Source organism: Paraburkholderia bonniea (assembly GCF_009455625.1).
In the GTDB taxonomy this organism is placed as follows: domain Bacteria; phylum Pseudomonadota; class Gammaproteobacteria; order Burkholderiales; family Burkholderiaceae; genus Paraburkholderia; species Paraburkholderia bonniea.
Genome location: NZ_QPEQ01000001.1, coordinates 1,504,847 through 1,531,521 on the forward strand (window position 1 = coordinate 1,504,847; position 26,675 = coordinate 1,531,521).

The window sequence follows — 26,675 nt, forward strand, 5'->3', positions numbered from 1 at the left end:
GTGGTACACGCGGCCAGGCTGCGAGGCAATTCAGGCCTAAGCCAGGATAAAGCGCAAAAACCCCCGTGCAGTTCATGCACGGGGGTTTTTGCATTTCTTCGAAGGCTTTTGTGATGCTTGTTGTGACTTTTGCCAGCTACCGTGAGCGTGGTGTCCAGTGGTTTGCGCTGGCTCGCACGGTAACGAGGCTTAAGGCTTACTCGTTGTTGTTGTTGCTGCCGGGCGTGCCAAAGAGCCTGCGGCGGCGGGTCACGATGACCGGGCCATCGGCGGGTGTGCGCTCCGCTGGTGTGCGTTCTGCTGGCGGGCGCTCGACGGGTGTGTGGCTGGTGCCGAAAGATTCACGCGGCTCACGCGGCTCACGTGGTTCGCGTGGTTCACGATGATGTTCACGGGAACCAAGCGGGCCGCGCGTTGTGTGGCTGGTGTGGCCGTGCTCGCCGTGGGCGGGCCGCGGCGTGCGTGGCGCAGGCCGGGTGCCAGTGTCGAGCTGGATGGTGGAAATAGCGCGCTTGTAAATGCCTTGCAGGCCAACAGGTGTGCGCAACATCACCAGATACTGATCGAAGGACTCGATGCAACCTGTCAGCCGGATGCCGTTGACGAGGTAGATTTCAACGCGCTTTCGTTCTTTGCGCGCAGCGTTCATGAAGTCGTTTTGCGGATGCGGTTCTGCGGAAGGCATGGACAAGTCAGGTTAGGAAAACGGATGCTGGCCGCGCTCGCCTGTCAGCCCGTGAGGGGCGGCTGCGCGGGGAAAAACTGCGCCTACTATAACGGCTTGTGGCCAGATAAGCATCTTCTATGTGGCTAGCCGTGCGGGATAGATGAATCCGCACGGGAATGAAGCCGGGCGGGGGGCGCTCCAACCCCCATTTTTCGCCTCTGATCGCTCCTGAACCGGGCGAGAGCAGCCCGGCTTGTGAGCGTAGCGCTGGCCGCGCCCAGTTGCGTGTTGCTTTGTTTTTATGCTTTCGCGCGTTTGCCTTCGATGTCAGGCAAGAACACCGTCAGCATGCCGATCAGCGGTAAGAACGAGCACACCTTGTAGACATAGCTGATGCTGGTTGCGTCTGCCAACTGGCCTAGCACCGCTGCACCGATCCCGCCCAAGCCAAACGACAGGCCAAAAAATAACCCTGCCACCATCCCGACTTTGCCCGGAATCAGCTCCTGGGCGTACACCAGGATGGCTGAAAATGCCGAGGCCAGCACCACGCCAATCACCACGCTCAGCACGCCGGTCCAGAACAGGTTGGCGTAGGGCAGCAGCAGGGTGAAGGGCGCGACTCCCAGAATCGAGACCCAGATCACATATTTGCGCCCGATCCGGTCGCCAATCGGGCCACCAATGATGGTGCCCGCCGCGACGGCAGCAAGAAACACAAAGAGCTGGATCTGCGCTGCCTGAACTGGCAAATGAAAGCGCTCAATCAGATAGAAGGTGAAATAGCTGCTGATGCTGGTCAGGTAGAAATATTTCGAAAACACCAGCAGCACCAGAATGCCGATGGCCAGCACCACCTTGTTGCGTGGCAGCGCAGCGTGAGCGGCTTGAGCCCCCCGCTTTTTAGCCAAAGGGTGACGCTGATACCAGCGGCCAACCTGTGTCAGCACAACGATGGCTACCAGTGCCGCGAGCGAAAACCAGGCAATGCTGCGCTGGCCATGCGGAATCACGACCAGCGCGGCCAGCAGCGGCCCGAGTGCAGAACCCGCGTTGCCGCCTACCTGAAACAGCGATTGCGCAAGGCCGTGACGCCCACCCGAGGCCATCCGCGCCACGCGTGATGATTCGGGATGAAACACCGACGAGCCGCAGCCCACCAGCGCGGCGGCTATCAGCAGGAAAGGAAAGCTTGGTGCCACCGACATCAGCAGCAGCCCGCTTAGCGTGAAGCCCATCCCGACTGGCAGCGAATACGGCTTGGGATGTTTGTCGGTGTACATCCCGATCAGCGGTTGGAGCAGTGATGCGGTGATCTGGTAGGTCAGCGTAATCAGGCCAATCTGTCCAAACGAAAGGGCGAAATTGCTCTTTAGCATCGGGTAGATCGCCAGGATCAGCGACTGGATCATGTCGTTGAGCAGGTGCGAAAAGCTGATAGCGCCGAGGATCGGATAAACCGTGCGCGGCAACGCCGGTGCCGGTGCCGTTGGCATGGCGGCGCTTGTATCGAGGCTGGGTTCCATGGGGCGGGGTGAGTAGCAAAGAGAGGGAGCGTGGCAGCCAGGGGCCGTAGCAAGAGGGGGAAGGTTGTAGTGCGTGGCTTTTTTGCAGCGACAGCGTGGGGCATTTTGTCACATCCCGTGCGCTAGTGCCCAATCCGCTTACGCCTGTTTTAAACGGGCTTGAGCGGATTGGGCACTGCCGGGACGATGGCCGAGGATTGTGCGGAAGCCCAGCTGCGCAGGCTGGCCGGTTGTGCTGGCGGCCCAGCGTGAGCCAGCGTGAATCAAGGCTGAATCAGGTTGGGCCGCCGCTGTGCTCCCGCTGGGCCGCCGTTCCTGGCCTTGGAGCAGCAGAACCTGTGGCGTGGAGCTTGGCCCTAACTGGGCGACACCACCACCGTGCAGGTCGTGCCCGCCGACAGCACCAATCCATCCGGCACCTTGTCGATCTTGATCCGTACCGGTACACGTTGCGCCAGCCGCACCCAGTTGAAGGTCGGGTTCACATCAGCGAGCAGTTCGCGGCTTTGCGGGTTGTCGCGGTCGTAAATGCCGCGCGAGATGCTTTCGACATGCCCTTGCAGCACGCCGCCGCTCATCAGACGGATTTCCGCCTTGGCACCGATTTTCACGTGGGGCAGCTTGGTTTCTTCGAAGTAGCCATAGACCCAGAACGAATGGCTATCGACAATCGCCAGCTTCGCCACTCCGGCCGTCGCATAGTTGCCGCGATACACACTCAGGTTGGTCACATAGCCATCAACTGGCGACACCACCCGGGTGCGGGCCAGATTCAACTTTGCGCCTTCCAGTGCTGCCAGCGCCTGCTGATATTGCGCCTGGGCGCTGGACGCCGAATGGCTGGCGTTCTCACGCGCTTCCTTTGACACCACCAGGCTGTCGATATCGGCGCGGCGGCGGGCGTCGTCGCGGCGCATCTGCAACTCAGCGCTGCGTGCTGCCACGGCCGCCTCTGCCTGGGCCACGGCGATCTGGTAATGCGCTGGGTCGATCTGCATCAGCAGGTCGCCTTTTTTCACGAACTGGTTGTCGCGCACCGGCAGCTCGACAATCTCGCCCGATACGTCCGGTGCTACCGAGATCACTTCGGCGCGCACGCGCCCGTCCCGCGTCCATGGCTCGTTCATGTAATGGACCCACAAGGCCCGGCCAATCAGGATCGCAACGATGAAAACGATGGCCGTGGCGACAAAACCCAGGATATTTCGGATGGTCATGATTCGACTTTAATCAACGGTAAACGGCGAGCCCAAGCAGGCTGCACACACAGACGAGCACACTGGCCCGGAACAGGGAGGGATGCCAGACGATGCGATATAGCCCGGTTTGGGCCAGTACGCGGTCAAGCAGCCAGGTTAGAAATGCGCCCAGGATGAAGAGCAGCACGATGGCTGGCACGTAGGCGTCTAGCACAGCAATTTCACGTGGCATGAGGAACTCCTTCACGAGGCCCGTGCGGATGGTCCGCCAGCGTTGCCAGCGGGGATTGCGGGTCAAGCAGCGCGGTACGGATGAAATGCAGGTGGCTCAGGATGCGCTGCAACTGATGGCGTTCTTCGCGTGCTGGCGTGAATGAGGCCAGCAACTGCTGGACCTGGGCAATCGCATGCGCGGTCGCGCTTTGCGCGGCTTCGAGCCGGTCTGCGCGCGGCTGGCCAAACAGTGCGGCGAGCGTCTGACTCATCGCCTGCACCGCTGCGCGCCATGGCATCGTCGCGCGATAGCGGGGTTCGTCAGGCAGGGCGGCGAGTTCGCGGCGCAGGTCGATCATCGCGTTGCCGGTTTCAAGTACCGCAAAGAGCCAGCGCAAGGTGTCGAGCTGGAGTTTGGGTTGGTCTTCGGCGAGAGCGTTGATCTGAAACATCAGATCCCGGGCACCGCTTTCGAAGCGGCTGCGCAGCCGTGCCAGCTTGCCATGGCAGGCCAGCACCACCTGACGCCGCAGATCGACCAGCAGACGGTTGCGTAGCCACGGCGTGGAAGGCGGCAGCAGCACCGCGAACGCGATGGACGACACCGACATCGACAGAATCAGCGCAAGCGCATCGTTCAGGAAGCTGGTGGGGTTGTAGCTGATCAGGTTGTCGGGGCCTGCCAGAAAACAGAAAAAGATGCAGTACCCGAGGCCGTAACCCAGCAGCTTGGGGCGTGTTGTCATGTACACCCCGATTAGCAGGAACGGGGTCAGCGCCACGCACAGCAACGCAAATCCGTCGATGCGCGGATAGATGCCGAAGGTCACGATCAGCCCCATCAGCGTGGCGAGGAGCGTGCCCGCAGCCATTTGCCAGGCGGTGCGGGTGGGATAAGGCGATGACGAGGCCAGCGCACAGGTGGCGGCTGCGTTGAGCACCAGCGTGGCACCGCTGGGCCAGGCGGTGGCCAGCCAGAACGCGCCTAGCGCAATCATCACCAGCGTCGCCCGCAAACCCGCCACACCGGCGGCGAGCAGGTTGGTTTTCGGCTGATAGCGCTCGACCCAGCGCTCGCGCGTGTGGCTATCGACAGCGAGCGAGGCGTAGGTTTGCGCGTACGCATGGAGGTCGTCGACGAAGCGGTACAGCAACTCAGCGGCGGTATCGAAGTCGAGCAGGGGAACATCCGGGCGGGCTTCCAGTTCGAGACGCGTGGCCCGCATGCGTTTGGGCAGCGCGGCTTTGTAGGCTTCGAGCTGATCTGCCGCCTGGGCGGCGTCCGCTGCGCTCAGCACCGGTTTGCCGGATTTGTGCAGCAGCGGCGCGATTTCCCTGAAATACGGCTCAAGCGCTTCGATGGCGGCGGGCGTATGGGCTTCGCGCAGCCGGTTCATCAGTTGATGCAAGGCATGAAAGCGCGTCGAAGCGGTCATGAACTCGCTATTGAGCCGCGAGAGCCGGCCGCTGCGCATACGCGCATCGGGGCTGTCGAACACAGCAGCGCTGCGCGTGGCTTCAAAGCCGACGATGTCGCTGACAAAGCGGGCGTTGGTGCTGTCGATCTGCGCGCGATCCGCCTTGCCGGACAGCGAGGCCGAGACGTAGGCGACAAATGCACTAAAGCGGGCCCGCACGGTGGAGCGCATCTGATGCCCCGACTGCTGCGGAAACACCAGCCCGCTTACCGCGCCCGCGCAGATGATGCCGAGAATCACTTCGACCACCCGCGCCAGTGACGACAAAAAAGCACCATCGGGATGCTGCGATGCGGGGATGCCGATCAGCGCGGCCGTATAGCCCGCCAGCACGAAGCCATATGAGCGGAAATTGCGGTTGCGTGCGGCACCTGCCGTGCAGATGCCAATCCAGATCGCGGTTGAAACGATGAACATTTCAGGTTGCTGGGCGAACAGCCCGAGCAGCGCGAGCATTACGACCAGCCCGACTAGCGTGCCGCAGATACGGTAGAAGCTCTTGGCGAAGACCATCCCGCTTTGCGGCTGCATCACGATGAACACGGTGGTCATCGCGCTGCGCGGCTGCGGCAAGTCGAGCTTCATGGCGATGCCCAGCGCGAGAAACGCGGCGGCGAGCGCCTTGAACAGATACAACCAGGTGCGCCCATCGGTGTGGGCCCAGTCGGCCGCTGCGGCATACAGCGCGGCGAGCGGCAGGCGCTGACGGGGTGGGGAAGACGAGGAAGCGGACATGAGCGGCTCGGGCTAGTGCGTCGCGGCAGCGGGGGCTGCCTGAACCGGTGCGGAGGCATCTGCTGATGCGGGCCCAGCTTCAGCTTCAGATTTAGATTCAGATGCTGGCGGGTTGGTGGACGCGTGCTGGGCTGGCAGGACTTCGGCGGCGCTTGGGCCATCGCCTGGTTCCATCAGGCCACCGCCCAGCGCTGTGACGAGCGAGGCATGTGCGCTCAGGCGCTGCGCCTGAACCCGTGCGACGCCTTCCTGGGCTCGCAGCAACTGGCTTTGCGCGACCAGCACGTTGAGGTAATCAGTCAGGCCGCGCTGATAGCCCATGCGTGACAGCGTGTAGGTCTTGCGTGCGGCGGCCACCGAGCGTTGAGCGTCGTTTTCCTGAGTGGCCAGCGAACGCATCCGCACGACCTGGTCGGCAATCTCCTTGAGCGCTGTGACGAGAGTCTGGTTGTAGTGCTCAACCGCCTGATCGTAGCCAGCGGCGGCCGCGCCCAGTTGCGAGCGCAGCCGGCCGCCGTCGAAGATCGGCAGCGACAGCGCGGGCCCTGCGCTCCAACTGGCATTGGCGGCGTGCAGAAACTGGAACAACGGCCCCATCGCGGCATAGCCCCCCACCGAGGCCAGCAGGTTGATATCGGGATAAAAATTGGCGTGGGCGACGTCGATGCCCCGGGCTTGCGCGGCGACGCTCCAGCGTGCCGCGACGACATCCGGGCGGTGGCCGATCAGCGCGGCGGGCAGCACCGATGGCAAGCTCACTGGCGCGCCTTCTGCCAGCGCCGGACGTTGCAAGGCCTCGCCAGCGCCGGGGCCTTTGCCCGCCAGTGCCGCCAGTTGGTTGCGATCGAGCGCGATGGCTTCTTCGAGCACGTCAATCTGGCGCTCGTATTCAGGCAACGGAGTTTGCGCCTGGCTGACTTCGAGTTGCGTGCCCAAGCCGCCTTTCAGGCGGCGCGTGGCGAAAGCGGCGATTTGCTGCTGCTGCGTCAGCGCGGCTTTGGCGATATCGAGCAGCGCGTAGTGCAGCGACATGCCGATATAGGTGCGCACGATATTGGCCTGAAGTTCGAGCTGAGCGGCGCGGGCATCGGCGGCGCGGGCATGGGCGAGATCGAGCGCGCGTTCGGCGGCGTTTTTATCTTTGCCCCACAGGTCGAGGTGATACGCGAGGCCGATTGAGCCAGTGTTATTCCAGGTGTTTTGACTGGCGAGCGGGCCGGGGCCGTAAAACACGTTGTCGGGCCAGTGTTCGCCCTGAAGTGAGAGATGCCCGTCGATTTGCGGCGCAAGCGCGGCATGCGCGACGCCCGCCAGCGACAGCGCTTCGCGCACCCGCGCCTGCGCTGCGGCCAGGCTGGGGTTGCCCGCCTGGGCGTCGGCGAGCCACGCGTCAAGCTGCGGATCGCGGTAGACGCGCCACCAGTCAGCGGCAGGCCATTGCGCATCGGCATTCGCCGCGCGCACGGCCGCCCCGGCATCAAGTGCTGCCAGGTCGAGTCCAGTGGCTTGTGGTGCGATGCCCCGGGTGCTTGCGCAACCGGTGATTATTAATGAGATTGCAAGAAACGCCAGCGTGGCGACCCTTTTGGGTACCGGAAACTGCACGTTTTCCCCCTTAAATGAGTGATAGAAACTGGTGCGCCATTATATTTTTCGAGAGATTGTCGAATAACCCGTAAAGATGAAATGTATTTTTACGAAAATTGAAACAATAACTGTTTCAATTCATGCAAAAATTCGCCGGTCTCAAAGACGGCAAAGAGAGGGCGGCAGGGATGGATACACTTCAAAACATGCGGGTTTTCATGCGCGTCGTGGAGGCTGGCAGCTTCACGGGCGCGGCGCAGCATCTCAATACCACCACCGCTTACGCTTCGCGCGCGGTGTCTGATCTCGAAGCGCATTTGCGCACTCGTTTGCTCAATCGCACCACCCGGCGCATCGCGTTGACCGAGGCGGGCGAGCATTATCTGCAGCGTTGCGAGCAGATCCTGGCGTATGTCGATCAAGCGGAGGCCGAGGCGGGTGACGCACATGCGCGGCCATCCGGGCGGCTGAAAGTCCACTCGATGACCAGTTGCGGCCAGCATTACATCGTGCCGGCCGTGGGCCGCTATCAGCAGCGTTATCCCGACGTGCAAATCGAGCTGACGCTGGCGCAGCGCGCGCCTGATCTGCTGGACGAGGGGTATGACGTGGCGCTGGTGCTGGCGCAAAACCTGCCGGATTCAGGGCTGGTGTCGCAACGGCTGGGCACGGTGTTCAGTATTGCGTGCGCGTCTCCGGCCTATCTTGAGCGTCATGGCGTGCCGCAAGTGCCGTCCGAGCTGGCGGCACATGCATGCCTGCAGATGGTGACGCCGATTTATCCGTCGAATGAATGGGTTTTCTCGGGGCCGAACGGCCAGGAAACCTTCACGCTGGGCGCGGCGACATTCAAGGTGAACGTGGCTGAAGCCATGGCGGTGGCAGCGTGCGAGGGGATGGGGATTAGCGTGCTGCCGATTTTTTCGGCGATCAGCCGTTTGCGCAATGGTGAGCTGGTGTGGATTCTGCCGGAGTACACCTTGCAGGAAATGAATCTGTATGCGCTCTATCCGTCGCGTCAGTATCTCGACGCGAAGATCCGCACCTGGGTGGAGTTTTTACGCGATGAACTGCCCGCCACCCTGGCCGCCGATCAGGCGGAATTGCGCCAGTTCGCACGGACCTGAGGTATTTGAAGCATTTGAAGCACCTGAGGCATTCGCCTTAGGTGTTAGATCTCGACGGTTTTATCCCACGCAAACTCAGGGTTTTCCATTTCGCCAGTGCGCCGGTGGCGATAACCCCGCGGGTTGCACACCACGCGCGTGCCTTCCACCCAATAATCGAACGCCGTATGCGTATGGCCGTGAACCCACAGCGCGACCGGGCTGCGCACCAGCGTTGGCAGATCATTGACGAATCCGGCTGAGGCCAGATCATCGGCAAAGCGTGGCGCGAGGCTTTGACGGTGCGGGGCATGGTGCGTAACCACAATGGTGTGCCCCGCAAATGGCTGCGCCAGTTGGTGCTCCAGCCATGCGCGGGCGTGCTGATGCAGGGCGAGGGTGTCGGCGGGGGTGAGATCGCGTGGGCTGCTGGCACCGGCGAGGGCATGGGCTTTGCCAGTGGCCTCGCCGCCTGTGGGCCAGGTGAGCTGGATCAGCCCGCGATAATCCAGCATCACGCGCTGGGCGGCTGCCATGGCGGCGTCGCGGCTTGCGTCATCTGCGCCATAGAGCGCGAAATCGGTCCACAGCGTGGTGCCCAGTACACGCCAGCGTCCCGCTGGATCGAGCAATACGGCGTTATTTAAAAAATGCACATGCCCGATTGAGCGGGCCGCATCTTGCATCGCGCCTTCGAGCGCGCCCAGTTCACCCTCGTAGTACTCATGATTGCCCGGAACATAGACCACCGGCGCGGCGTCGCCAAAGGTCGCAGCGGCCCAGCGCAGGCCTTCGGCGTGATTGTGAATATCGCCCGCGAGCACCACCAGATCCGCTTGCGCGTAGGGAATGGCGTCGGGCATTTGATGTTCGAGATGAAGGTCTGACAGAACACGGATTTTCATGGTTGCCAGGCTCCACTGGGCGAAAGGCTAGATGACGGACGGCGAGAAGACGCAAGACGCAACGGCGGCCTGGCTAACCTATGACTTTGCCAGGGTTCATCAGGTTGAGCGGATCAAGTGCGTGCTTGAGCGTGCGCATCAGATGCAACTCAGTGGCTGATTTATAGCGCGCGGCTTCGGCGACCTTCAACTGGCCCAGGCCGTGTTCAGCGCTAATGCTGCCGTGATGTTGATGCACGCTGTCGTGCACCAGCCGGTTCACCCCAGCCTGGTGCTGCGCTAGAAACTGCCTGGCGTCGACGCCCACCGGAGCCTGGACGTTGTAGTGCAGGTTGCCATCGCCCAGATGGCCGAAGGTGACCATGCGCGCTCCCGGAACCGCCCGGGCAATCGCAGCGTCGGTTGCATCAATGAAGTGGCCGATGCTTGAGATGGGCAGCGCGATATCGTGCTTGATATTCAGCCCTTCTTGCGCCTGAGCAAGCGGGATATGTTCGCGCAGAGCCCAGAATTCAGCGGTTTGCCTGAGGTTGCTGGCCACGACGGCATCTTCTACCAGCGCTTGGTCGAACGCGGCATGCATCAGCCGTTCGAGCAGCGCTCGCCCATGCGCTTCGCTTTCGTTGTCGGAGAGTTCCAGCAGCACGGTTTGCGCATGCGGCTGGGCGAACGGGTAACGCATCTGCGAAAAATGCTGACCCACCAGCCGCACGCAAAAATCAGACATCAATTCGAAGCCGGTGAGGAGTGGGCCGGCATGCCGTTGCGCCAGCGCCAGAAATTCGAGTGCGGCGTGGGGCGAAGCGAGCGCGGCGAGCGCGGTGATCCGCGCGGCGGGTTGTGGATGGAGCTTCATCACGGCGGCGGTGATGATGCCGAGCGTGCCTTCAGCACCAATAAACAGGTCACGCAGGTCGTAACCCGTGTTGTCCTTACGCAGTCCGCGCAAGCCGTCCCAGCATTCGCCCTGGGGCGTGATGACCTCAAGTCCGAGACAGAGCTCACGGGTGTTGCCATAACGCAGCACACCCGTGCCACCGGCATTGGTGGCCAGATTGCCGCCGATGGTGCAACTGCCTTCAGCGGCAAGGCTTAGCGGAAACAGGCGGCCAGCGGCATGCGCCTGGGCCTGGACTTGGGCGAGGAGCACCCCGGCTTCGAGCGTGATGGTGTTGTTATGAGGATCAATCGAGCGCACCCGGTTTAGGCGGCGCAGGCTGACGAGCGCTTGCTGGCCGCTGGTATCGGGGGTGGCACCGCCCGCGAGGCCCGTGTTGCCGCCTTGTGGGACTAGCGCGATGCGATGCTGCACGGCCTGTTGCACGATGCGGGCGACTTCATCTGAGGTGGCGGGACATAGCACGGCACATGCCGCGCCGGTGTAGCGGCGGCGCTGGTCGGTGAGATAGGGCGCGGTGTCGGACGGGTTGGTAAGGACATGCGCGGAGCCGATGGCTTCGCGGCAAGCGGTGAGGAATGCGGCTTGTGCGGTGGGGATGGCGGGTGCGGTGGAAGTGGACATGGGAGCGCCCAGGCGGTTGGGTTCGGTGGCCGGTTAGGACGGATGGGACATGGGCCGGTTCGGTGGGGCTGTTACGTGAGTGGGTTACCTGAGCGGGCTACCTGAGTGAGTTATCTGAATGAGCGGGTTCTCTGAGCCCGTTACCTTGAGCATATGAGTGTCAGGGATAGGCGCTGCTTTGTAGCTCATCAGGCTATCTATCCAGCGAGGGGCAAGCAGAGGCTGGCGGTTTCAGGTGGCTTCAGATTCTCAGGCAGACGGATTTTATTGCGCGATATACGGTGTGTGGTGCGCGGTATGTGGTACGCCCCAGCCCGAACACTCACGCGTTACGCTGGGCGCGTGCCGCGCGCTTGAACGGAGCCACATAAGCGAGCGCGCAGACGAAAAACACCAGCGCCAGCGTAGCTTCGATCCAGCCCAGCGTGGCTCCCGGGCCCCGGTCAGACATCCCGCGCACGACACCTTCCGCGAGATACAGCAAGACCAGCATCGCAGACCATTGCAGCGTATACAGACGGCGGCGCAGCACGCCAGGCAGCGCACACAGCAACGGCAGCACCTTGATGAGCACCAGCGCGGAGCCGCCTGGATGCAGCGGTGCGAGCCACCATTCCCACGCCAGCGACAACACGATCAGCGCCAGCAGCGCAGCGACGGCAGCCCATGCGGCAGAGCGCGGTCCGCTAGCAGGCGTCATGTGGCTGGAATGTGCCGGGGTGCGCATCAAGGACGCTCATCGAGTTGCGCCGCGGTGCGTGCCAGACGCATGCCGAGCGCAATGGCAAGGGTTTTTTCGTCGGCGGACAGGCCTTGCTGGGCGCTGCCGCTGCGGGCGAAATGCGAAGCCCCGTAAGGTGTGCCACCGCTTTGGGTCGTGCTGAGCGTGCTTTCTGTGTAGGGAATGCCCACGATCAGCATGCCGTGATGCAGCAGCGGCAACATCATCGACAGCAAGGTGGATTCCTGGCCGCCATGCAGGCTGCCGGTTGAGGTGAAGACGCAGGCTGGCTTGCCCGCCAGCGCGCCGGAAAGCCACTGCGGAGTGGTGCCATCGAGAAAGTATTTGAGTGCAGCGGCCATATTGCCAAAGCGCGTGGGAGAACCCAGTGCCAGTCCGGCGCACTCTTCGAGGTCGCGCAACTCGACGTATGGCGGACCTTCGGCGGGAATGTCGGGCTGGGTGCTTTCGCAGACCGTTGAAACAGGAGCGACTGTGCGTACGCGGGACTGCATGCCAGGGACGCTGTCGATGCCATGAGCGAGCGCTAGCGCAAGCTCACGGGTGGCGCCGTAGCGGCTGTAATAAAGCACGAGAATGTCTTTCATAAGCCTCACCAAGTGAGCGCGTATTATAGGCGCCCGAGCCCGCCTGACCGGTCACACGTGAGTCTGCGCGGGGGTTTTAGATTGCCGCAAATGACGGAGGTCAAGCGTGTTGCCAGTGCTGTCCAGGATGCGAGTCGATCTCGACACGCTCAAACGTCTCGCACGGTTTGCCGCGAAGCGCAGCGGCGAAGACCGCATTCCCCAGGTGGCTGGCAGTCTGACATTCACTACGATGCTGTCGCTGGTGCCGCTTGCTACCGTGGCCTTTGCGCTGTTCACCGCATTCCCGATTTTTTCGTCGTTTCAGGCCGCGCTACAAGGATTTCTGGCCGACCATCTGATGCCCGCGCAATTCAATAACCAGATTTTTCGTTACCTGAACGAATTTGCCGCGAAGGCCAAAGGGCTGACCACGCTCGGAATGATCGTGCTGTTCGTCACGTCCGTGATGACGATGATGACTATCGAGTCCGCCTTCAACGTGATCTGGCGCGTGCGCAAGCCCCGGCCGCTGGCGCAGCGGGTGCTGGTGTACTGGGCGATCCTTACGCTGGGCCCGATTTTGATTGGTGCCAGCCTGTCGATTTCCTCTTATTTGTTTACCCAGTCGATGGCGTTTACAGCGGTGAAGCATATTTCGCCGGTGATTGGCTGGGCCCTGGCGGGCGCGTCTTTGCCGCTCACCGCGCTGGCGTTCACCATGCTGTATGTGTATTTGCCCAATTGCCGGGTTGAGTGGCGCGACGCGGTGGTGGGGGGCGTGTGCGCCGCGCTGGCGTTCGAGCTCGCCAGACGCGGTTTTGGTTATTACATTCGCCGGATTCCGAGCTATACCGCGGTGTATGGAGCGTTTGCCGTGGTGCCGATGTTTCTGCTGTGGATGTATATGAGCTGGTTTATTACGCTGATTGGCGCGATGGTGGCGTCGGCGTTGCCCGCGATCCGCATCGGCCAGTTCCATCGGCCCAGGTTTCCCGGCAGTGACTTGCTGGATGCGCTGGAGCTGCTGGCATGGCTGACTGAAGCGCGCGAGGCGGGCGCGCGTGGTTACACCATGCGGGAACTGGCGCTTTTGCTGCGCCGCGACATGGAAACCAGCAACCGTTTGCTGAGGGTGCTGGAAAGCATCGAGTGGGTGGCCCGCTTGCAGGAAGATGGCGAGCGGCCACGCTTTTTGCTGCTGGCCAATCCGGCACAGATAACGGTCGCACGGCTGGTTGATCTCTTTGTGATTAACCGGGCTGAACTGGCATATCAGCTGAATCTCGATTCGACCCAGGTGGATTGCGCAGCGCTGCTGGCGGCGCTGGACAACGACAAGCTGAAGCTATCGCTGGCGGAGTTGCTGCCGCAGCGGGTTGAGGGGGAGGTGAACGCCACGGGTGCCAGGGCGAATGTCAACGATGGGCCGTCCGCGATGCCGCATCAGGTGGTTTGAGTTTGTGCGGGTGGTTTGCGTGATGACATGTGGATGTGTGTTGAGGCGTGTTTAAACCTGTGTGGGTTGGTGCTGGGCGGTATGCGTGCTGGTATGTGCCAGTGTGTGCCGGCATGCAGGGCGTGGCTCCGGTTTGCCATGTGGTCTTGAGCGCTGGCTCGCCTGAGCTTTAGCAACCCGGCGAGACGCGCCAACCCAGCCAATCCAGCACAGCCCTCTAAAGCGGCAGCTTGCCGCGGCAAATATCCTTGAACATCACCCAGTCGCCCATCAGGCTATAGAGCGGATGGCGAAACGTTGCGGGCCGGTTTTTTTCAAAGAAAAAATGCCCGCTCCAGGCAAAGCCATAGCCGCAGATTACGGCGGCGAGCAGCCATAGCCAGATTCCGGTGGCGAGCGCCATTGCCACGCAGCCGATCACACCGAGAGAGCCTATGAAATGCAGCCGCCGTGAGGTCCGGTTGCGGTGTTCGCTGAGATAAAACGGATAAAACTCGGCAAAACTGGCGAAATGCTGTGCGTGGGTGGAGTGAGTCATCGTGGCCTCCGTGGTCAGCCGGTTGATGCGCTTACCTGTGAAGTAACAGGTTAGCGATACTGGACGATGCGCCGCTAACCTGGCGCGCACGAAAACCATTGTGCGGCGCTCGGACTGCTTTGGGCAACTAGCCATTTGGCCGATAGCGTAAAGAACCGGACGTGGGTATCGTCTGTAGTGGTCAGCACAGATCGACTCAGGCTTGGGCTGGCGGTGTGGGGCGGCTAGCCAGACTAAAAAGGGCATCCAGCGTGGCATCGGGCTGTTCGGCCATGACGGCATGACCTGCCTCGAGCATCACCGTATCCACGCTCACATTCGCCTGGCTGAAGGCCTCCGCAAGCCTGAGCGTGAGGCGTGGCGGTGTCATCAGGTCGTGCCGTCCAGTAATCAAGCGCACGGGGCAGCGCACCTGGGCGGCCCGGGTCAAACCATCCGCATAGGTATGGCAGGCGTTGAGGTCGGTGTGAAACAAATGGGGCTCACCGTTAGCGATGACGCGCTCCATTAAGCGCTGGTTCATGCCATGCAGCCAGACGCCCGGGCCCGGGCCGGATGGTCTGGCCGCCAGCGTTGAATGCGACCACTGGTTGACCATGGCAATGGCTTGCGCTTCGGCGTTGAGTGCAGTATCGAGCAATGCCTCCGACACGGCCATCGGCACGGCGCTGCCGATCAATGCCAGATGGCTGGTCCGCTCGGGGTAGCGGCCCGCAAACTCAAGTCCAAGCAGCGAGCCCATGCTGTGGCCCACCACGCATGCGCGCTGCACACCCACGGCGTCGAGTAGCGCGGCGAGCCAACCGGCCATCACGGCGATGCTGCATAGTGCCGGGCCCGCGCTGCGCAGGTGCCCGGGAAGATCGAGCGCCAGCACGCTAAAGCCATGCTGGGCGAAATAACGGGCCTGGGGCGTCCAGACGCTATGGTCGTGCGCCGCACCATGAAGGAACACCACGGTTGGGCGCTGACGCTCGAACGGCTTGCCACCGGTATAGGCATAAGCGTTGACGCCATGAACCTCGACGATCATTTGGCCCCCGTGGAGTGAGAGGGCGAGGGGGGATTGGTCTGGTTGCGTGGGGTTTTCAGCGCCTGTTTTAGCGCTTGCCGCAGGTCGTCGATCAGGTCGTCAGGATCTTCGAGACCAATAGACAAGCGGATCGTGGTTTCGCTGATGCCAGCTGCCGCGAGCGCCGCGGCATCCATGCGGAAATGCGTGGTGGACGCTGGGTGGATCACCAGCGAACGGGCATCGCCGACATTGGCCAGATGTGAAAACAGCGTGAGCGTTTCGATAAAGCGCTGGCCTGTTGCCCGGTCGCCGTGCAGGTTGAAGCTGAATACCGCGCCACAGCCTCGTGGCAGCAGACGCTGGGCCAAGGCGTAGTCAGGATGCGACGTGAGCTCGGGATATTTCACGCTTTCAACCGCAGGGTGGCTTGCCAGAAATTCGACCACCCGGCGGGTATTCGCTACGTGCCGCGCCATTCTCAGCGGCAAGGTTTCGATGCCCTGCAGCAATTGCCACGCCGCCTGCGGATGCAGACAAGCACCGAAATCGCGCAGCCCTTCGCGGCGGGCGCGCAGCAGGAACGGTGCCACGGTGCTTTCCTCGGCAAACACCATGTCGTGAAAGCCGGCGTAGGGCTCGGTGAATTCGGGAAAGCGCCCCGAACGGGTGAAATCGAAGGTGCCGCCGTCGATCAGCACGCCGCCAATGGTGGTGCCGTGACCACCCAGAAATTTGGTGGCGGAGTGATAGACGAAGTCCGCACCGTGTTCGAAGGGTTTCAGCAGATAGGGGGTGGTGAAGGTTGAGTCGACTAGCAGCGGCACGCCATGCGTATGCGCGATCTGCGCCACGGCGGCCAGATCCAGTACGTTCAGGCCCGGATTGCCGAGCGTTTCACCGAAGAGCAGGCGTGTGTTGGGTTGTAGCGCGGCGCGCCAGGCGTCGAGGTCTCCGGGTTGAACAAAGGTGGTGTCGATGCCGAAACGCCGCAACGTGTAGTGCAGCAAATTATGCGAGCCACCGTACAGCGCTGACGAGGCTACGATATGCGCGCCTGCGCCCATCAGGGTGGCGATGGCCAGATGCAGTGCCGCCTGGCCGCTGGCGGTGCCGATTGCGCCAACGCCGTTTTCGAGCGCCGCGACGCGTTCTTCGAACACCGCAACCGTAGGGTTGGAAATGCGTGAATACACATGCCCAGCGCGTTCCATGTTGAATAGCGATGCGGCGTGTGCGGTATCGCGGAAGGCAAATGACGTGGTCTGGTAGATCGGAGTCGCGCGGGCACCGGTAGCGGGGTCGGGTGTGGCACCAGCATGCAGCGCAAGCGTGTCGAAACGGTTGGCGGACATCGTGGGCGGCAAAGTCGCGCGAGGCGCTCTGCGAAGAGTTAGGCGTGGGGCATCCTAGCACTGTGGCCACTGTGGCCTGGCACCATCAGGTGTGGTCACAGGAGGGGGGCCCAGCTTGGGGGCCGCAGGCTGCTTTTCTTTTGAAGGTCTTTCGGCTAGGATCGAAAACCAATCTTGCTTTACCTGCAACATCAGGAGACATCCATGCGCGTCACCGACATCCTCAAGGTCAAGGGCAACACGCTCTATACCGTCACTCCCGACACCCCGCTGTTTGACGCAGTGAATACGATGGCAGCACACGATATCGGTTCACTGGTTGTCATGGAGTACGGCGATCTGGTCGGAATGCTAACTTTTCGTGAAGTTATCCTGCTGGTGAGCCGCAATGGCGGCAGCGTCGGCACATCGACCATCCGCAAGGTAATGGATGACCATCCGCTCACTTGCACCCCCGAAACCGACGTCAACGAAGTCCGGCGCATGATGCTCGAACATCATGTGCGCTATCTGCCAGTGATGGACAGCCGCACGTTGATGGGCGTGATTTCGTTTTATGACGTGGCGAAGGCGGTGGTTGATGAGCAGGGCTTCGAAAACCGCATGCTCAAGGCCTATATCCGCGACTGGCCGGAAGAGCAGGAGCCTCAGCCAACTCGCTAGCCGACGCATGCCAGGCTATTTTTCACGTGCGTCTTGCGCGGGGTTTTTTGCCTCGGCGCGCTTCGCACGGCAGCCGCCTGATGCGCGCACGGCGGCGTCTCTTCTAGTCTGTCCCGTCACTCCTCCGTTCACCCCGGCGCTTGAATCTGGCTTCGCCCGGGTTAGCGTCTGGTTCCCTCCTTTGTTTTTCTCCTTCCTCGGCCCGCATGAACGATCGTCCGTCCTCATCTGTTCGCCCTGCTGCCCGTGCCGATCGCGGCCAGCCCCCTCCCACGCATTCCCAGTTTGGCTTGCTGCGTGAACGGCGCTTTGCGCCATTTTTCTGGACGCAGTTTTTTGGGGCGATGAATGACAACGTATTCAAGATTGGTTTTACTTCGCTGGTCACGTTTCAGGCAGCGCGTTTTTCCGGGGTCGATGCCAAAACCGCCGCGTTTCTGATTTCAGCGATTTTTATCCTGCCGTTTGTGCTGTTCTCTGCGACGTCGGGCCAAATCGCGGACAAGTACGACAAGGCCGCACTGACCCGCTGGGTGAAAACCTTCGAAATCGCCGTGATGCTGGTGGGCGCAATGGGCTTCTGGCTGCATAGCGCGCCGCTGCTTTATGCCTGCACGTTCCTGATGGGCGCGCATTCAGCGGTGTTTGGCCCGGTTAAATATTCTTATTTGCCACAGCAGTTATCGAAAGCCGAGCTAGTGGGCGGCAATGGCCTGGTTGAAATGGGCACCTTTGTGGCGATCCTGTTTGGCACGATCGCTGGCGGTGCGGCAGCCGGGATGAACGAGCATGGCGCGCTTTTGCTGGCGGGGCTGTGCGTGGCGCTGGCACTTATGGGCCGTGCCGTATCGAGCTTCGTTCCGCTTACGCCGGCACCGCAACCGGATCTGGCGATCAACTGGAACCCCTTTAGTGAAACCTGGCGCAATGTGCGGCTCGCGCGTGCCGATCGCGCGGTTTTTCTGAGTCTGTTAGGTATTTCCTGGCTGTGGTTTGTCGGTGCGACGTTTCTATCGTCTTTCTTCCGCTTCGCCAAAGATGTGCTGTCGGCCAGCCCGGACGTGGTCACGGTGCTGCTGGCTACGTTCTCGGTGGGTATCGGCATCGGCTCGCTGCTGTGTGAGCGGCTGTCGCGGCGGCGTATCGAGCTAGGGCTTGTGCCGCTGGGGTCGATCGGCATGAGTGTGTTTGCAATTGATCTGTACTTGGCTAGTCATGCGCTGCCTCAGGCTGGGCATCTGCTGAGTGTCGGCGAGTTCCTTGCGTTGCCAGCGCACTGGCGCGTGCTGGCCGATCTATTCCTGCTGGCGCTGTCGGGCGGGTTATATAGCGTGCCGCTGTACGCGCTGGTGCAAAGCCGCAGCCCGCCAAGCCACCGGGCGCGGATCATCGCGGCCAACAATATTCTGAATGCGCTGTTCATGATCGCGTCTGCGCTGATGGCGATGGGGCTGACTGCGTTGGGCGTTGGCATTCCTGGAATTTTCCTGACGATCGCGCTGCTCAATATCGTCGTCGCGTCGTACATCTATTCATTAGTGCCCGAATTTTTACTCCGTTTTCTGGCGTGGCTGCTGGTGCATACGTTTTACCGGATTCGTCTGGTTCATCCGGAGCGCATTCCTGAAGAAGGGCCTGCGGTGCTGGTCTGTAACCACGTTAGCTACGTCGATGCGATTGTCATCATGGCCGAGAGCCCTAGGCCCATTCGCTTTGTGATGGATCACCGGATTTTCCGCACACCGTTTGCGGGCTGGGTGTTCCGGCACGCGAAAGCGATTCCGATTGCCCCTGCGCGCGAAGATGCTGAACTGTTGCAAAAGGCATACGACGCCTGCGCGCAAGCACTGGCGGAGGGCGAACTGGTTTGCATCTTCCCCGAAGGCCGTCTGACCTCAAGCGGTGATTTGAGTCCGTTTCGCCAGGGCGTGAGCGGGATCATCCAGCGCACGCCGGTGCCGGTCGTGCCGATGGCCTTGCGCGGGCTCTGGGGCAGCGTGTTTTCACGCGCGGCGAACACACACTGGCCGAGGCCGTTGCGCCGGGGCATGATGTCGCGCCTGACGCTGGCCGTTGGCGAGCCGTTCAGCCCGGAGGAGGCGACTCCAGAGGCATTGCAGCAGTGCGTGACTGAATTACGCGGGGCACGTAAATAAGTCCATTGAAGCGGCTTGATGGAGCGGGCATCAACCCCGCAAGGCGAACCCCGCAAGGCGAACCCCGCAAGGCGAACCCCGCAAGGCGAACCCCGCAAGGCGAACCCCGCAAGGCGAACCCCGCAAGGCGAACCCCGCAAGGCGAACCCCGCAAGGCGAACCCCGCAAGGCGAACCCCGCAAACCAACCCAGCCCCGGCACCGCAGCAATTCACTTTCCAACCGCATGCGGCGAGCGGGCACTCCCTGGCATCCCCAGGAGTCCCATGCAGCAGGCCCTGCAGCGATCCCAGGCGGGCGTCTGGGAAGCCATTGGCTGGCAACGGATGGACAGCGGCCAGACATAACGGGCTGGCATAATGCTGGCTTCCCCCCGTTTTCTTTGGACCCCACCATGTCCGGCAATACGCTCGGTAAGCTTTTCACCGTTACAACCTTTGGCGAATCACATGGTCCGGCGCTTGGCTGTGTGATTGATGGTTGCCCGCCGGGTGTAGCACTGACAGAAGACGATATCCAGAGCGAACTAGACCGGCGCAAGCCCGGCACCTCACGTCACGTGACGCAGCGTCAGGAAGCCGACCGGGTCGAGATCCTCTCCGGCATTTTTGAAGGGCGCACGACCGGTGCGCCGATTGCTCTTCTGATTCGCAACACTGACCAGCGCAGCAGCGATTACGGCAATCTCACGGAAACCTTCCGCCCGGGTCACGCCGATTACACCTACTGGCAGAAATACGGTATCCGCGACTATCGCGGCGGTGGCCGCTCGTCGGCGCGCCTGACGGCGGCGACGGTGGCTGCCGGAGCGGTGGCAAAAAAATGGCTGCGCGAGCATACCGGCATCGAGGTGCGGGGATACATGGCGGCGTTAGGCGAGATCGAGGTGCCGTTCGTGGACTGGTCGCACGTGCGGGAGAATCCGTTTTTTGCGCCTAATGCTGAGGTCGTACCGCAGCTCGAAGCGTATGTCGACGGCTTGCGCAAGGATGGCGATTCAATCGGCGCGCGCATCAATGTGGTCGCGTCGGGCGTGCCGGTGGGGCTGGGCGAGCCGCTGTTCGACCGGCTGGATGCCGATATCGCGCACGCGATGATGGGCATCAACGCGGTGAAGGGCGTTGAGATCGGCGCGGGCTTTGCCAGCATCGCGCAACGCGGCTCGGTCCATGGCGACGAACTGACGCCGGAAGGTTTTGTCGGCAACCATGCCGGAGGTATCCTGGGCGGCATTTCGACCGGCCAGGACATTACGGTATCCATTGCGATCAAACCCACTTCAAGCATTCGCACGCCGCGCCGCTCGATTGATAAAAGCGGGCAGCCCGCGCTGGTCGAAACCTTTGGACGTCATGATCCCTGCGTTGGCATCCGTGCCACGCCGATTGCCGAAGCGATGCTCGCGCTGGTGCTGATCGATCACGTCTTGCGTCATCGAGCGCAATGCGGCGACGTCAGTGTGGCGACACCGGTCATCGCTGCCCGCGCGTCTTAACCGCAGGGGAGCCCTCACCATGGTGACGCCAAGTCACTCATTAACGGACGCGCCGCAGGCTCAGGATCGCCTGGAGCGCCTGCGGGCCCGCGCCGCTGCCGCAGATGCAAGCGCACACGACTGGCTCAGGCTGGGGCAGGCGCTGCAACCAGCACCATTGGCCGATCCGCAGCGGCACCGGGCAGCGCTTGAAGCACTGGTGCGTGCCTGGGAACTGGATCCATCCTGCGCGCCGGATCTGTTGTCCAGCATTGCTCAAACCGCGTTCAGCGCCCGCGAATGGCGGCTGGTTGATGTGGCCACCGCACGTTTGCTGGCGCTCGATAGCGCAAACGTCAAAGCGTTGTTCTGGCGTGCGGGCGCGCTGCAGCAGGCCAATCTTTTCACAGACACCGAACGGCTTTTGCGCGAAGCCGTGCGCCTGGCACCGGACGATCCGCTCACGCATCACAAGCTCGGGCTGTGTTTCAAGGAGCAGGGCCGTTTTAGCGAGGCGGAAGCGACGCTGCGCTACGCGCTGTCACTGCGGCCGGACAATGCGTATGCCGCATTCGACCTGGCAGAGATGGAGCTACGCACTGGCCGGTATGCCGAAGGTTGGGCTCGTTACGAAGCGCGCATCGCGTTTGCCGCAGATGATCTGCATAGCGCGCAGGCGACACTCGCTGCGCTGTGCCCGTACTGGCAGGGGGAATCGCTAACGGGCAAGGTGCTCATCGTTTATGGTGAACAGGGCATGGGCGATTGCCTGTGGGCCGCGCGGTTTTTGCCGTTGCTGGCGCAACGGGTGGGGCAACAGGGCGGGCGGGTGATTTTCGGCCACGATGGGCCGCTGCGGCATCTGCTGGAGCGCATGCTGCCGGCCGATGTGCGACTTGAAACCACGCTTGAAACGCGGCCGGATTTTCATTGCGGGCTGATGAGCTTACCGCTTCGGCTCGGCATTACCGAGCCTGCTGGCTGGGGCCGACCTTATCTGAGCGCTGACCCGGCACGCATCGCGCTCTGGCACCTCCGGGCCGCGGAAGCCGCTCCTGGCGGGAAGCGCAAAGTCGGGCTGGTCTGGAACGGCAATCCAGCGCATATCCGCGACGCGTCTCGCTCGGTGCCTGCGGCGCAACTTGAGCGGTTATTGCAGGTGCCCGGCATCACGTTTTTTGCGCTTTCGCCGGGGCGCTCGGAGACTGTCGCGCAGTGGCACGCGGCTGGTATTGAGATCGTTGATCTGACGGCGCAGTTTGAAACCGGTTTTGACGATGTGGCAGCGTTGCTAGTCAATCTTGACCTGGTGGTGACGGTTGATAGCGGTCCGGCTCATCTGGCGGGTGCACTCGGGGTGCCGACCTGCCTGATGATTGATTACATTTCGGCGTGGTTTTGGGAGCAGCAAACTCAGCGCACACCCTGGTACGACACGCTTGAGCTGTTTCGCCAGACCGAGCGGGACAACTGGGAGCCCGTGCTGGAGGCGCTCAGGCACAGGCTGCTGGAGCTGTGATGTGCTTCACCTGGAACACCGCGGCGCTTATTGCTTGAGCGGCCCAAGCGGTTCAAGCGGTTCAAGCGGCGCAACTGGTTTGAGCGCGCGCGTGGCGAGAAAAGTCGGCATGAAACGATCTACCAGAAAGCGCGGAGCAGGCTGTTCATCTTCATAGAAGTCATCCAGCACGAATCCTGCTGTCAGTTGAGCGCCAATTAGATCCGTTAGCGAGTGGCCGAACACGACAGCCTCACCATTACTGCGTTTTCTCTCAAGCACCTCAGGCTCCAGATCAGTCAGATCCGAATAAGGCAGCTTGTAACGCGGTCGCAGCAATCCTTGCCCGGCATAGGCTGGATCACGGTCTCCGATGAACACCACGGGATTGTAGAAACTGGCCAGCAGCACGCCTCCGGGTTTCAGTACCCGATGACATTCGCGCCATACTGGGCGCACGTCCGGCACATAGAGACTGGAGATCGGCTGGAAGACGAGATCGAAATGCGCGTCGCCAAAGACTCCGAGATCGCACATGTCACCCTGCACGGTCGCCAGTTCGAGGCCGTCGCGTTGCGCTACCCACTGATCCTGCTGAAGCTGGCGCGCCGAAATATCGAAGACGGTGACGCGCGCTCCGGCTGCCGCCAGAACAGGTGCTTGCTGCCCCCAGCTGAAGCCAGGCAGAGAATCGCTTTGTCGCGAATTTCCCCCAGCCATGCCTTCGGCAACGGACGGGGCGTGAGATGCACATCCCATTGCCCGTTCCTGGCGGCGGCGATCAACTCGCTACTTACTGGGCGCGACCACTCGCGCTGCTCGCTAGCTTGCCGATCCCACGCCGCCTGATTGTGGGCGAGGACATCAAGATCAGGTTGGGTTGTCATCGACACTTTTGCCCTTTTTCTGGCGGCTAACCGGTAACGTGCAACAGGCCGCGGGCAACATGGCGTATGCGCCAGCCAGGCTGCCGTGACCTGTGCCGGCCGCTTACATATTTGGATAGTTCGGCCCGCCACCGCCTTCTGGCGTCACCCACACGATGTTTTGTGACGGGTCTTTGATATCGCAGGTTTTGCAGTGCACGCAATTTTGCGCATTGATGACCAGCCGTTCGTTGCCATCCTCGTTCTTGACGAACTCATACACCGCGGCCGGGCAGTACCGGCTTTCGGGTCCAGCATAAATCTGCAGGTTAAGGCTCACCGGAACCGTTGCGTCCTTGAGCGTCAGGTGTACTGGCTGGTTTTCTTCGTGATTGGTATTGGAGATAAAGACCGACGACAAACGGTCAAACGTCAGCTTGCCATCGGGTTTTGGGTATGCAATTGGCTGGCACTGCACAGCAGGCCGAAGTTTTTCATGGTCGGCATGCTTGTGATGCAGCGTCCACGGCACATTGCCACCCAGCAGCTTTTGCTCAAGACCCACCATCAGCGTGCCGAGATACAGGCCCTTGCTCATCCATTGCTTGAAATTGCGTGCGCGATGCAGCTCTGCATGCAGCCAGGAGTTTTTGAAGTCTTCCGGATAGGCGCTTAGCTCATCTGACTGACGCCCGGCCTGAAGCGCGTCGAATGCAGCTTGAGCGGCCAGCATGCCGGTTTTGATCGCCGCGTGGCTGCCTTTGATGCGCGAGGCATTGAGAAAGCCCGCCTCGTCGCCCACCAGCGCGCCACCCGGAAACACCAGTTTTGGCAGCGACATCAGCCCGCCCGCCGTAATCGCCCGCGCGCCATACGACACGCGCTTGCCACCCTGCAAAAACGCGCGGATGGCGGGGTGCGTCTTGTAGCGCTGGAATTCTTCGAAGGGCGACAGATACGGGTTCGAATATCCGAGCCCAACGACGAAACCCACCATCACCTGGTTGTGATCCATGTGATACAGGAACGAGCCGCCGTAAGTGTCGTTGTCCAGTGGCCAGCCAGCGGTATGGATGACGAGGCCAGGCTGATGCATGGCGGGATCAATTTCCCATAGCTCCTTGATGCCGAGGCCATAGACCTGCGGATCAACGCCGTCACGCAGTTTGAAGCGCTCATGCAACTGCCGGCCAAGATGGCCTCGCGCCCCTTCGCAAAAGAGCGTGTATTTCGCATGCAGCTCCATGCCAAGCTGAAAATTTTCGCTGGGCACGCCATCGCGGCCGAGGCCCATATTGCCGGTGACCACACCCTTGACCGAGCCATCTGCGTGGTACAGCACTTCGGCAGCCGGAAAGCCGGGGAAAATTTCGACCCCTAATGCTTCCGCTTGCTGGCCAAGCCAGCGTGTGACATTCGCCAGGCTGACGACAAAGTTGCCTTCATTACGAAAAATGCCGGGGAGGGCCCAGTGCGGCACTTGTTTGGCACCGTTTTCACTGAGAAACAGAAAGCGGTCTTCGCTGACCGCAACGTCTAGCGGCGCGCCTTTTTCTTTCCAGTCAGGGATCAGTTCGGTGAGAGCACGAGGGTCCATGACAGCGCCGGACAAAATGTGTGCACCAATTTCCGAGCCTTTTTCGAGCACGCAGACGCTGGTTTCGACGCCTTTTTCCTGCGCCAGCTGCTTGAGCCGGATCGCGGCAGACAAGCCAGCCGGGCCACCACCGACGATCACCACGTCGTACTCCATGGATTCGCGTGGTCCGTACTGCTCAATCAGGCTTGCGGGGGTCATTGATGCTCCTCTTACCGTTAAAATGCTTTTTTAAGATCCGCTGGGGACCGCGTATTGTCAGCGAACGATTCGAGCGCCGCAACCGGGGGCGCATAAATTAGCACGATCGTTCTATTGGTGTGATAGGGTGACGCCCGTTTCAGAGGACGCTTTTCTGGATCTCGTCGAGATCCTTTCTTGCGCGGCTTGGGGCCGCGCCCCGCTGTTATCGTTTTTATCTTTTATTGCCACCATTACCAAAACGAAGGAAAGACAATGGGCCGTTCGATTAATCTGGAAGGCAAAGTCGCGTTGATTACTGGCGCGTCGAGCGGATTGGGCAAGCGCTTTGCCCAGGTGCTGTCGCAAGCGGGCGCAAAGGTCGTGCTAGCCAGCCGCCGTACCGAGCGGCTGAAAGAATTACGCGCCGAGATCGAAGCCTCGGGTGGCGCTGCCCATGTCGTGGCGCTGGACGTCACCGATTATCAGAGCATCAAGTCGGCGGTTGCCCATGCTGAAACCGAAGCTGGAACCATTGATATCCTGGTGAACAATTCGGGCGTATCGACCAGCCAGAAACTCACTGAAGTCACCCCCGCCGATTTTGAATTCGTGTTTGACACCAACACACGCGGCGCATTTTTTGTCGCCCAGGAAGTAGCCAAGCGCATGATCCGGCGCAATCAAGGCGCGCATAAGCCGTGTTACCGGATCATCAATATTGCGTCGGTAGCGGGCTTGCGGCTGCTGCCGCAAATCGGCCTGTACTCGATGAGCAAGGCCGCCGTGATTCATATGACCAAGGCCATGGCGCAAGAGTGGGGGCGTCACGGCATCAACGTGAATGCGATCTGCCCGGGCTATATCGACACCGAAATGAATCACCACCGTTGGGGCACCGAGCAGGGGCAAAAACTCGTGTCGCAGTTGCCACGGCAACGCGTCGGCCAGCCGGAAGATCTGGATGGGCTGCTGCTATTGCTGGCCGCTGACGAATCCCAATTTATCAATGGCGCGATCATTACCGCCGACGACGGCTTTGGCCTCGTCTAAAGCGGCTTTCGCAACCGATGGCGTGGCCTGCTGTGCAACGCGTCGCGCGCTTTCCATCATGCGGCCCCTGGGGCCGCTTTCTCATTGCCGAAAAATTCGATGACTGCAACGACCGCAACGGCCGCAACGACCGATCACCACGCTGTGTTTCAGATGTCGCTGCCGATTCGCTGGGGCGATATGGACGCCTTTGGTCACGTCAACAACACGGTGTATTTCCGCTATATGGAACAGGTGCGGATTAGCTGGCTTGAACAGCTTGATCTGGTGCTCAGCCGGGAGGCAGGGCAAGGCCCGGTGATGGTCAATGCCTCGATGGAGTTTTTGCGTCAACTGCATTACCCGGGTGATGTGATTGGCCGGATGAGCGTAGCCAAACGTGGACGCAGCAGCTTTGATACCCGGTTTGAGCTGGTGCGTGCGGATGATCCGCAGACGCTATATGCCCGAGGGGCGGCGCGCTGCGTCTGGATTGATTACGCGGCGGGCAAGTCGGTGCCGGTTCCGGAGGTCCTGCGGGCCGCGATTGAGCAGGCGGCGTTAGCCAGCCCGAGCCACCCGGTGGCATTGCCGTAGCAC

22 protein-coding genes and 1 pseudogene are annotated in these 26,675 nt (G+C 61.5%); 8 read left to right on the plus strand and 15 right to left on the minus strand.

The window, feature by feature from the left end:
* Positions 1–196 precede the first annotated feature (196 nt).
* The 6 genes from hfq to GH656_RS06580 all read right to left on the minus strand — a co-directional run bounded on the left by hfq (position 197) and on the right by GH656_RS06580 (position 7,423).
* Positions 197–685 carry an RNA chaperone Hfq gene (gene hfq, locus GH656_RS06555; RefSeq protein WP_153075133.1) on the minus strand — a complete coding sequence of 163 codons (489 nt, stop codon included), beginning with the start codon at positions 683–685 and terminating at the stop codon, positions 197–199.
* Positions 686–966: 281 nt separating this feature from the next.
* Entirely contained in the window at positions 967–2,193 is a 1,227-nt protein-coding gene (locus GH656_RS06560) for an MFS transporter (protein WP_153075134.1), read from the minus strand.
* Positions 2,194–2,549: 356 nt separating this feature from the next.
* Positions 2,550–3,410 (minus strand): efflux RND transporter periplasmic adaptor subunit, encoded by an 861-nt coding sequence (locus tag GH656_RS06565; protein WP_153075135.1) that lies wholly within the window; start codon positions 3,408–3,410, stop codon positions 2,550–2,552.
* A gap of 13 nt (positions 3,411–3,423) precedes the next feature.
* Positions 3,424–3,624 carry a DUF1656 domain-containing protein gene (locus tag GH656_RS06570; protein WP_153075136.1) on the minus strand — a complete coding sequence of 67 codons (201 nt, stop codon included), beginning with the start codon at positions 3,622–3,624 and terminating at the stop codon, positions 3,424–3,426.
* Positions 3,614–5,818 (minus strand): FUSC family protein, encoded by a 2,205-nt coding sequence (locus GH656_RS06575; protein WP_153075137.1) that lies wholly within the window; start codon positions 5,816–5,818, stop codon positions 3,614–3,616. The genes GH656_RS06570 and GH656_RS06575 overlap by 11 nt, the downstream gene beginning before the upstream one ends.
* 12 nt (positions 5,819–5,830) lie before the next feature.
* Positions 5,831–7,423 carry an efflux transporter outer membrane subunit gene (locus GH656_RS06580; RefSeq protein WP_153075138.1) on the minus strand — a complete coding sequence of 531 codons (1,593 nt, stop codon included), beginning with the start codon at positions 7,421–7,423 and terminating at the stop codon, positions 5,831–5,833.
* A 170-nt stretch (positions 7,424–7,593) separates the two neighbouring features.
* On the opposite strand from GH656_RS06580, the gene GH656_RS06585 reads away from it, so the two are divergent.
* Positions 7,594–8,532 carry a LysR family transcriptional regulator gene (locus GH656_RS06585; protein ID WP_153075139.1) on the plus strand — a complete coding sequence of 313 codons (939 nt, stop codon included), beginning with the start codon at positions 7,594–7,596 and terminating at the stop codon, positions 8,530–8,532.
* 44 nt (positions 8,533–8,576) lie between these two features.
* Here GH656_RS06585 and GH656_RS06590 read toward each other — a convergent pair whose 3' ends face one another.
* From GH656_RS06590 to wrbA, 4 genes are all read right to left on the minus strand, one after another.
* Positions 8,577–9,416, minus strand: coding sequence for a metallophosphoesterase (locus tag GH656_RS06590; protein ID WP_153075140.1), 840 nt, complete (start codon positions 9,414–9,416; stop codon positions 8,577–8,579).
* A gap of 73 nt (positions 9,417–9,489) precedes the next feature.
* Positions 9,490–10,938, minus strand: a complete 1,449-nt coding sequence (locus GH656_RS06595) for an FAD-binding oxidoreductase (protein ID WP_153075141.1) — start codon at positions 10,936–10,938, stop codon at positions 9,490–9,492.
* 322 nt (positions 10,939–11,260) lie between these two features.
* Complete coding sequence (locus tag GH656_RS06600) at positions 11,261–11,665, minus strand: DUF2069 domain-containing protein (protein WP_153075142.1); 405 nt, start codon at positions 11,663–11,665, stop codon at positions 11,261–11,263.
* Positions 11,665–12,267, minus strand: coding sequence for an NAD(P)H:quinone oxidoreductase (gene wrbA, locus GH656_RS06605; protein WP_153075143.1), 603 nt, complete (start codon positions 12,265–12,267; stop codon positions 11,665–11,667). Before wrbA ends, GH656_RS06600 begins: the two co-directional genes overlap by 1 nt.
* 115 nt (positions 12,268–12,382) lie before the next feature.
* Between wrbA and GH656_RS06610 the strand changes: the two genes are divergently transcribed.
* On the plus strand, positions 12,383–13,705 hold the full coding sequence (locus GH656_RS06610; protein ID WP_246184292.1) for a YihY family inner membrane protein: 1,323 nt from the start codon (positions 12,383–12,385) through the stop codon (positions 13,703–13,705).
* Between the two features lie 217 nt (positions 13,706–13,922).
* Here GH656_RS06610 and GH656_RS06615 read toward each other — a convergent pair whose 3' ends face one another.
* The 3 genes from GH656_RS06615 to GH656_RS06625 all read right to left on the minus strand — a co-directional run bounded on the left by GH656_RS06615 (position 13,923) and on the right by GH656_RS06625 (position 16,610).
* The gene (locus tag GH656_RS06615) at positions 13,923–14,243 is read right to left on the minus strand and encodes an Mpo1-like protein (RefSeq protein ID WP_153075144.1); all 321 of its coding nucleotides are present in this window, start codon (positions 14,241–14,243) and stop codon (positions 13,923–13,925) included.
* A gap of 196 nt (positions 14,244–14,439) precedes the next feature.
* Positions 14,440–15,276 (minus strand): alpha/beta fold hydrolase, encoded by an 837-nt coding sequence (locus tag GH656_RS06620; protein WP_153075145.1) that lies wholly within the window; start codon positions 15,274–15,276, stop codon positions 14,440–14,442.
* Positions 15,273–16,610 carry an O-acetylhomoserine aminocarboxypropyltransferase gene (locus tag GH656_RS06625; protein ID WP_153075146.1) on the minus strand — a complete coding sequence of 446 codons (1,338 nt, stop codon included), beginning with the start codon at positions 16,608–16,610 and terminating at the stop codon, positions 15,273–15,275. Before GH656_RS06625 ends, GH656_RS06620 begins: the two co-directional genes overlap by 4 nt.
* A gap of 204 nt (positions 16,611–16,814) precedes the next feature.
* On the opposite strand from GH656_RS06625, the gene GH656_RS06630 reads away from it, so the two are divergent.
* The 4 genes from GH656_RS06630 (at position 16,815) to GH656_RS06645 (ending at position 22,421) form a co-directional block, all read left to right on the plus strand.
* Positions 16,815–17,273 (plus strand): CBS domain-containing protein, encoded by a 459-nt coding sequence (locus tag GH656_RS06630; RefSeq protein WP_153075147.1) that lies wholly within the window; start codon positions 16,815–16,817, stop codon positions 17,271–17,273.
* 206 nt (positions 17,274–17,479) lie between these two features.
* Positions 17,480–19,429: an MFS transporter gene (locus GH656_RS06635; protein WP_153075148.1), complete on the plus strand. Its 1,950-nt coding sequence runs from the start codon at positions 17,480–17,482 to the stop codon at positions 19,427–19,429.
* A 393-nt stretch (positions 19,430–19,822) separates the two neighbouring features.
* Complete coding sequence (gene aroC, locus GH656_RS06640) at positions 19,823–20,923, plus strand: chorismate synthase (protein ID WP_153075149.1); 1,101 nt, start codon at positions 19,823–19,825, stop codon at positions 20,921–20,923.
* Positions 20,924–20,942: 19 nt separating this feature from the next.
* Positions 20,943–22,421 carry a glycosyltransferase family 9 protein gene (locus GH656_RS06645; RefSeq protein ID WP_153075150.1) on the plus strand — a complete coding sequence of 493 codons (1,479 nt, stop codon included), beginning with the start codon at positions 20,943–20,945 and terminating at the stop codon, positions 22,419–22,421.
* A gap of 27 nt (positions 22,422–22,448) precedes the next feature.
* Here the strand turns inward: GH656_RS06645 and GH656_RS06650 are convergent.
* Positions 22,449–23,287: pseudogene (locus tag GH656_RS06650) on the minus strand (class I SAM-dependent methyltransferase).
* Positions 23,288–23,390: 103 nt separating this feature from the next.
* Positions 23,391–25,064, minus strand: a complete 1,674-nt coding sequence (locus tag GH656_RS06655; RefSeq protein WP_153075151.1) for an electron transfer flavoprotein-ubiquinone oxidoreductase — start codon at positions 25,062–25,064, stop codon at positions 23,391–23,393.
* 255 nt (positions 25,065–25,319) lie between these two features.
* Here GH656_RS06655 and GH656_RS06660 point away from each other — a divergent pair, with 255 nt between their 5' ends.
* Both GH656_RS06660 and GH656_RS06665 read left to right on the plus strand, forming a co-directional pair.
* Positions 25,320–26,096, plus strand: a complete 777-nt coding sequence (locus GH656_RS06660; RefSeq protein ID WP_153075152.1) for an SDR family oxidoreductase — start codon at positions 25,320–25,322, stop codon at positions 26,094–26,096.
* A 99-nt stretch (positions 26,097–26,195) separates the two neighbouring features.
* Positions 26,196–26,672, plus strand: coding sequence for an acyl-CoA thioesterase (locus tag GH656_RS06665; RefSeq protein ID WP_153075153.1), 477 nt, complete (start codon positions 26,196–26,198; stop codon positions 26,670–26,672).
* Positions 26,673–26,675: the final 3 nt, after the last annotated feature.

Excerpts from the sequence above, each read along its gene's own strand:
- hfq (WP_153075133.1), bottom strand. The coding sequence starts at position 685 with ATGCCTTCCGCAGAACCGCATCCGCAAAACGACTTCATGAACGCTGCG.
- GH656_RS06560 (WP_153075134.1), bottom strand. The coding sequence starts at position 2,193 with ATGGAACCCAGCCTCGATACAAGCGCCGCCATGCCAACGGCACCGGCA.
- GH656_RS06565 (WP_153075135.1), bottom strand. The coding sequence starts at position 3,410 with ATGACCATCCGAAATATCCTGGGTTTTGTCGCCACGGCCATCGTTTTC.
- GH656_RS06570 (WP_153075136.1), bottom strand. The coding sequence starts at position 3,624 with ATGCCACGTGAAATTGCTGTGCTAGACGCCTACGTGCCAGCCATCGTG.
- GH656_RS06575 (WP_153075137.1), bottom strand. The coding sequence starts at position 5,818 with ATGTCCGCTTCCTCGTCTTCCCCACCCCGTCAGCGCCTGCCGCTCGCC.
- GH656_RS06585 (WP_153075139.1), top strand. The coding sequence starts at position 7,594 with ATGGATACACTTCAAAACATGCGGGTTTTCATGCGCGTCGTGGAGGCT.
- GH656_RS06590 (WP_153075140.1), bottom strand. The coding sequence starts at position 9,416 with ATGAAAATCCGTGTTCTGTCAGACCTTCATCTCGAACATCAAATGCCC.
- GH656_RS06595 (WP_153075141.1), bottom strand. The coding sequence starts at position 10,938 with ATGTCCACTTCCACCGCACCCGCCATCCCCACCGCACAAGCCGCATTC.
- GH656_RS06600 (WP_153075142.1), bottom strand. The coding sequence starts at position 11,665 with ATGCGCACCCCGGCACATTCCAGCCACATGACGCCTGCTAGCGGACCG.
- wrbA (WP_153075143.1), bottom strand. The coding sequence starts at position 12,267 with ATGAAAGACATTCTCGTGCTTTATTACAGCCGCTACGGCGCCACCCGT.
- GH656_RS06615 (WP_153075144.1), bottom strand. The coding sequence starts at position 14,243 with ATGACTCACTCCACCCACGCACAGCATTTCGCCAGTTTTGCCGAGTTT.
- GH656_RS06620 (WP_153075145.1), bottom strand. The coding sequence starts at position 15,276 with ATGATCGTCGAGGTTCATGGCGTCAACGCTTATGCCTATACCGGTGGC.
- GH656_RS06625 (WP_153075146.1), bottom strand. The coding sequence starts at position 16,610 with ATGTCCGCCAACCGTTTCGACACGCTTGCGCTGCATGCTGGTGCCACA.
- GH656_RS06630 (WP_153075147.1), top strand. The coding sequence starts at position 16,815 with ATGCGCGTCACCGACATCCTCAAGGTCAAGGGCAACACGCTCTATACC.
- GH656_RS06635 (WP_153075148.1), top strand. The coding sequence starts at position 17,480 with ATGAACGATCGTCCGTCCTCATCTGTTCGCCCTGCTGCCCGTGCCGAT.
- aroC (WP_153075149.1), top strand. The coding sequence starts at position 19,823 with ATGTCCGGCAATACGCTCGGTAAGCTTTTCACCGTTACAACCTTTGGC.
- GH656_RS06645 (WP_153075150.1), top strand. The coding sequence starts at position 20,943 with ATGGTGACGCCAAGTCACTCATTAACGGACGCGCCGCAGGCTCAGGAT.
- GH656_RS06655 (WP_153075151.1), bottom strand. The coding sequence starts at position 25,064 with ATGACCCCCGCAAGCCTGATTGAGCAGTACGGACCACGCGAATCCATG.
- GH656_RS06660 (WP_153075152.1), top strand. The coding sequence starts at position 25,320 with ATGGGCCGTTCGATTAATCTGGAAGGCAAAGTCGCGTTGATTACTGGC.
- GH656_RS06665 (WP_153075153.1), top strand. The coding sequence starts at position 26,196 with ATGACTGCAACGACCGCAACGGCCGCAACGACCGATCACCACGCTGTG.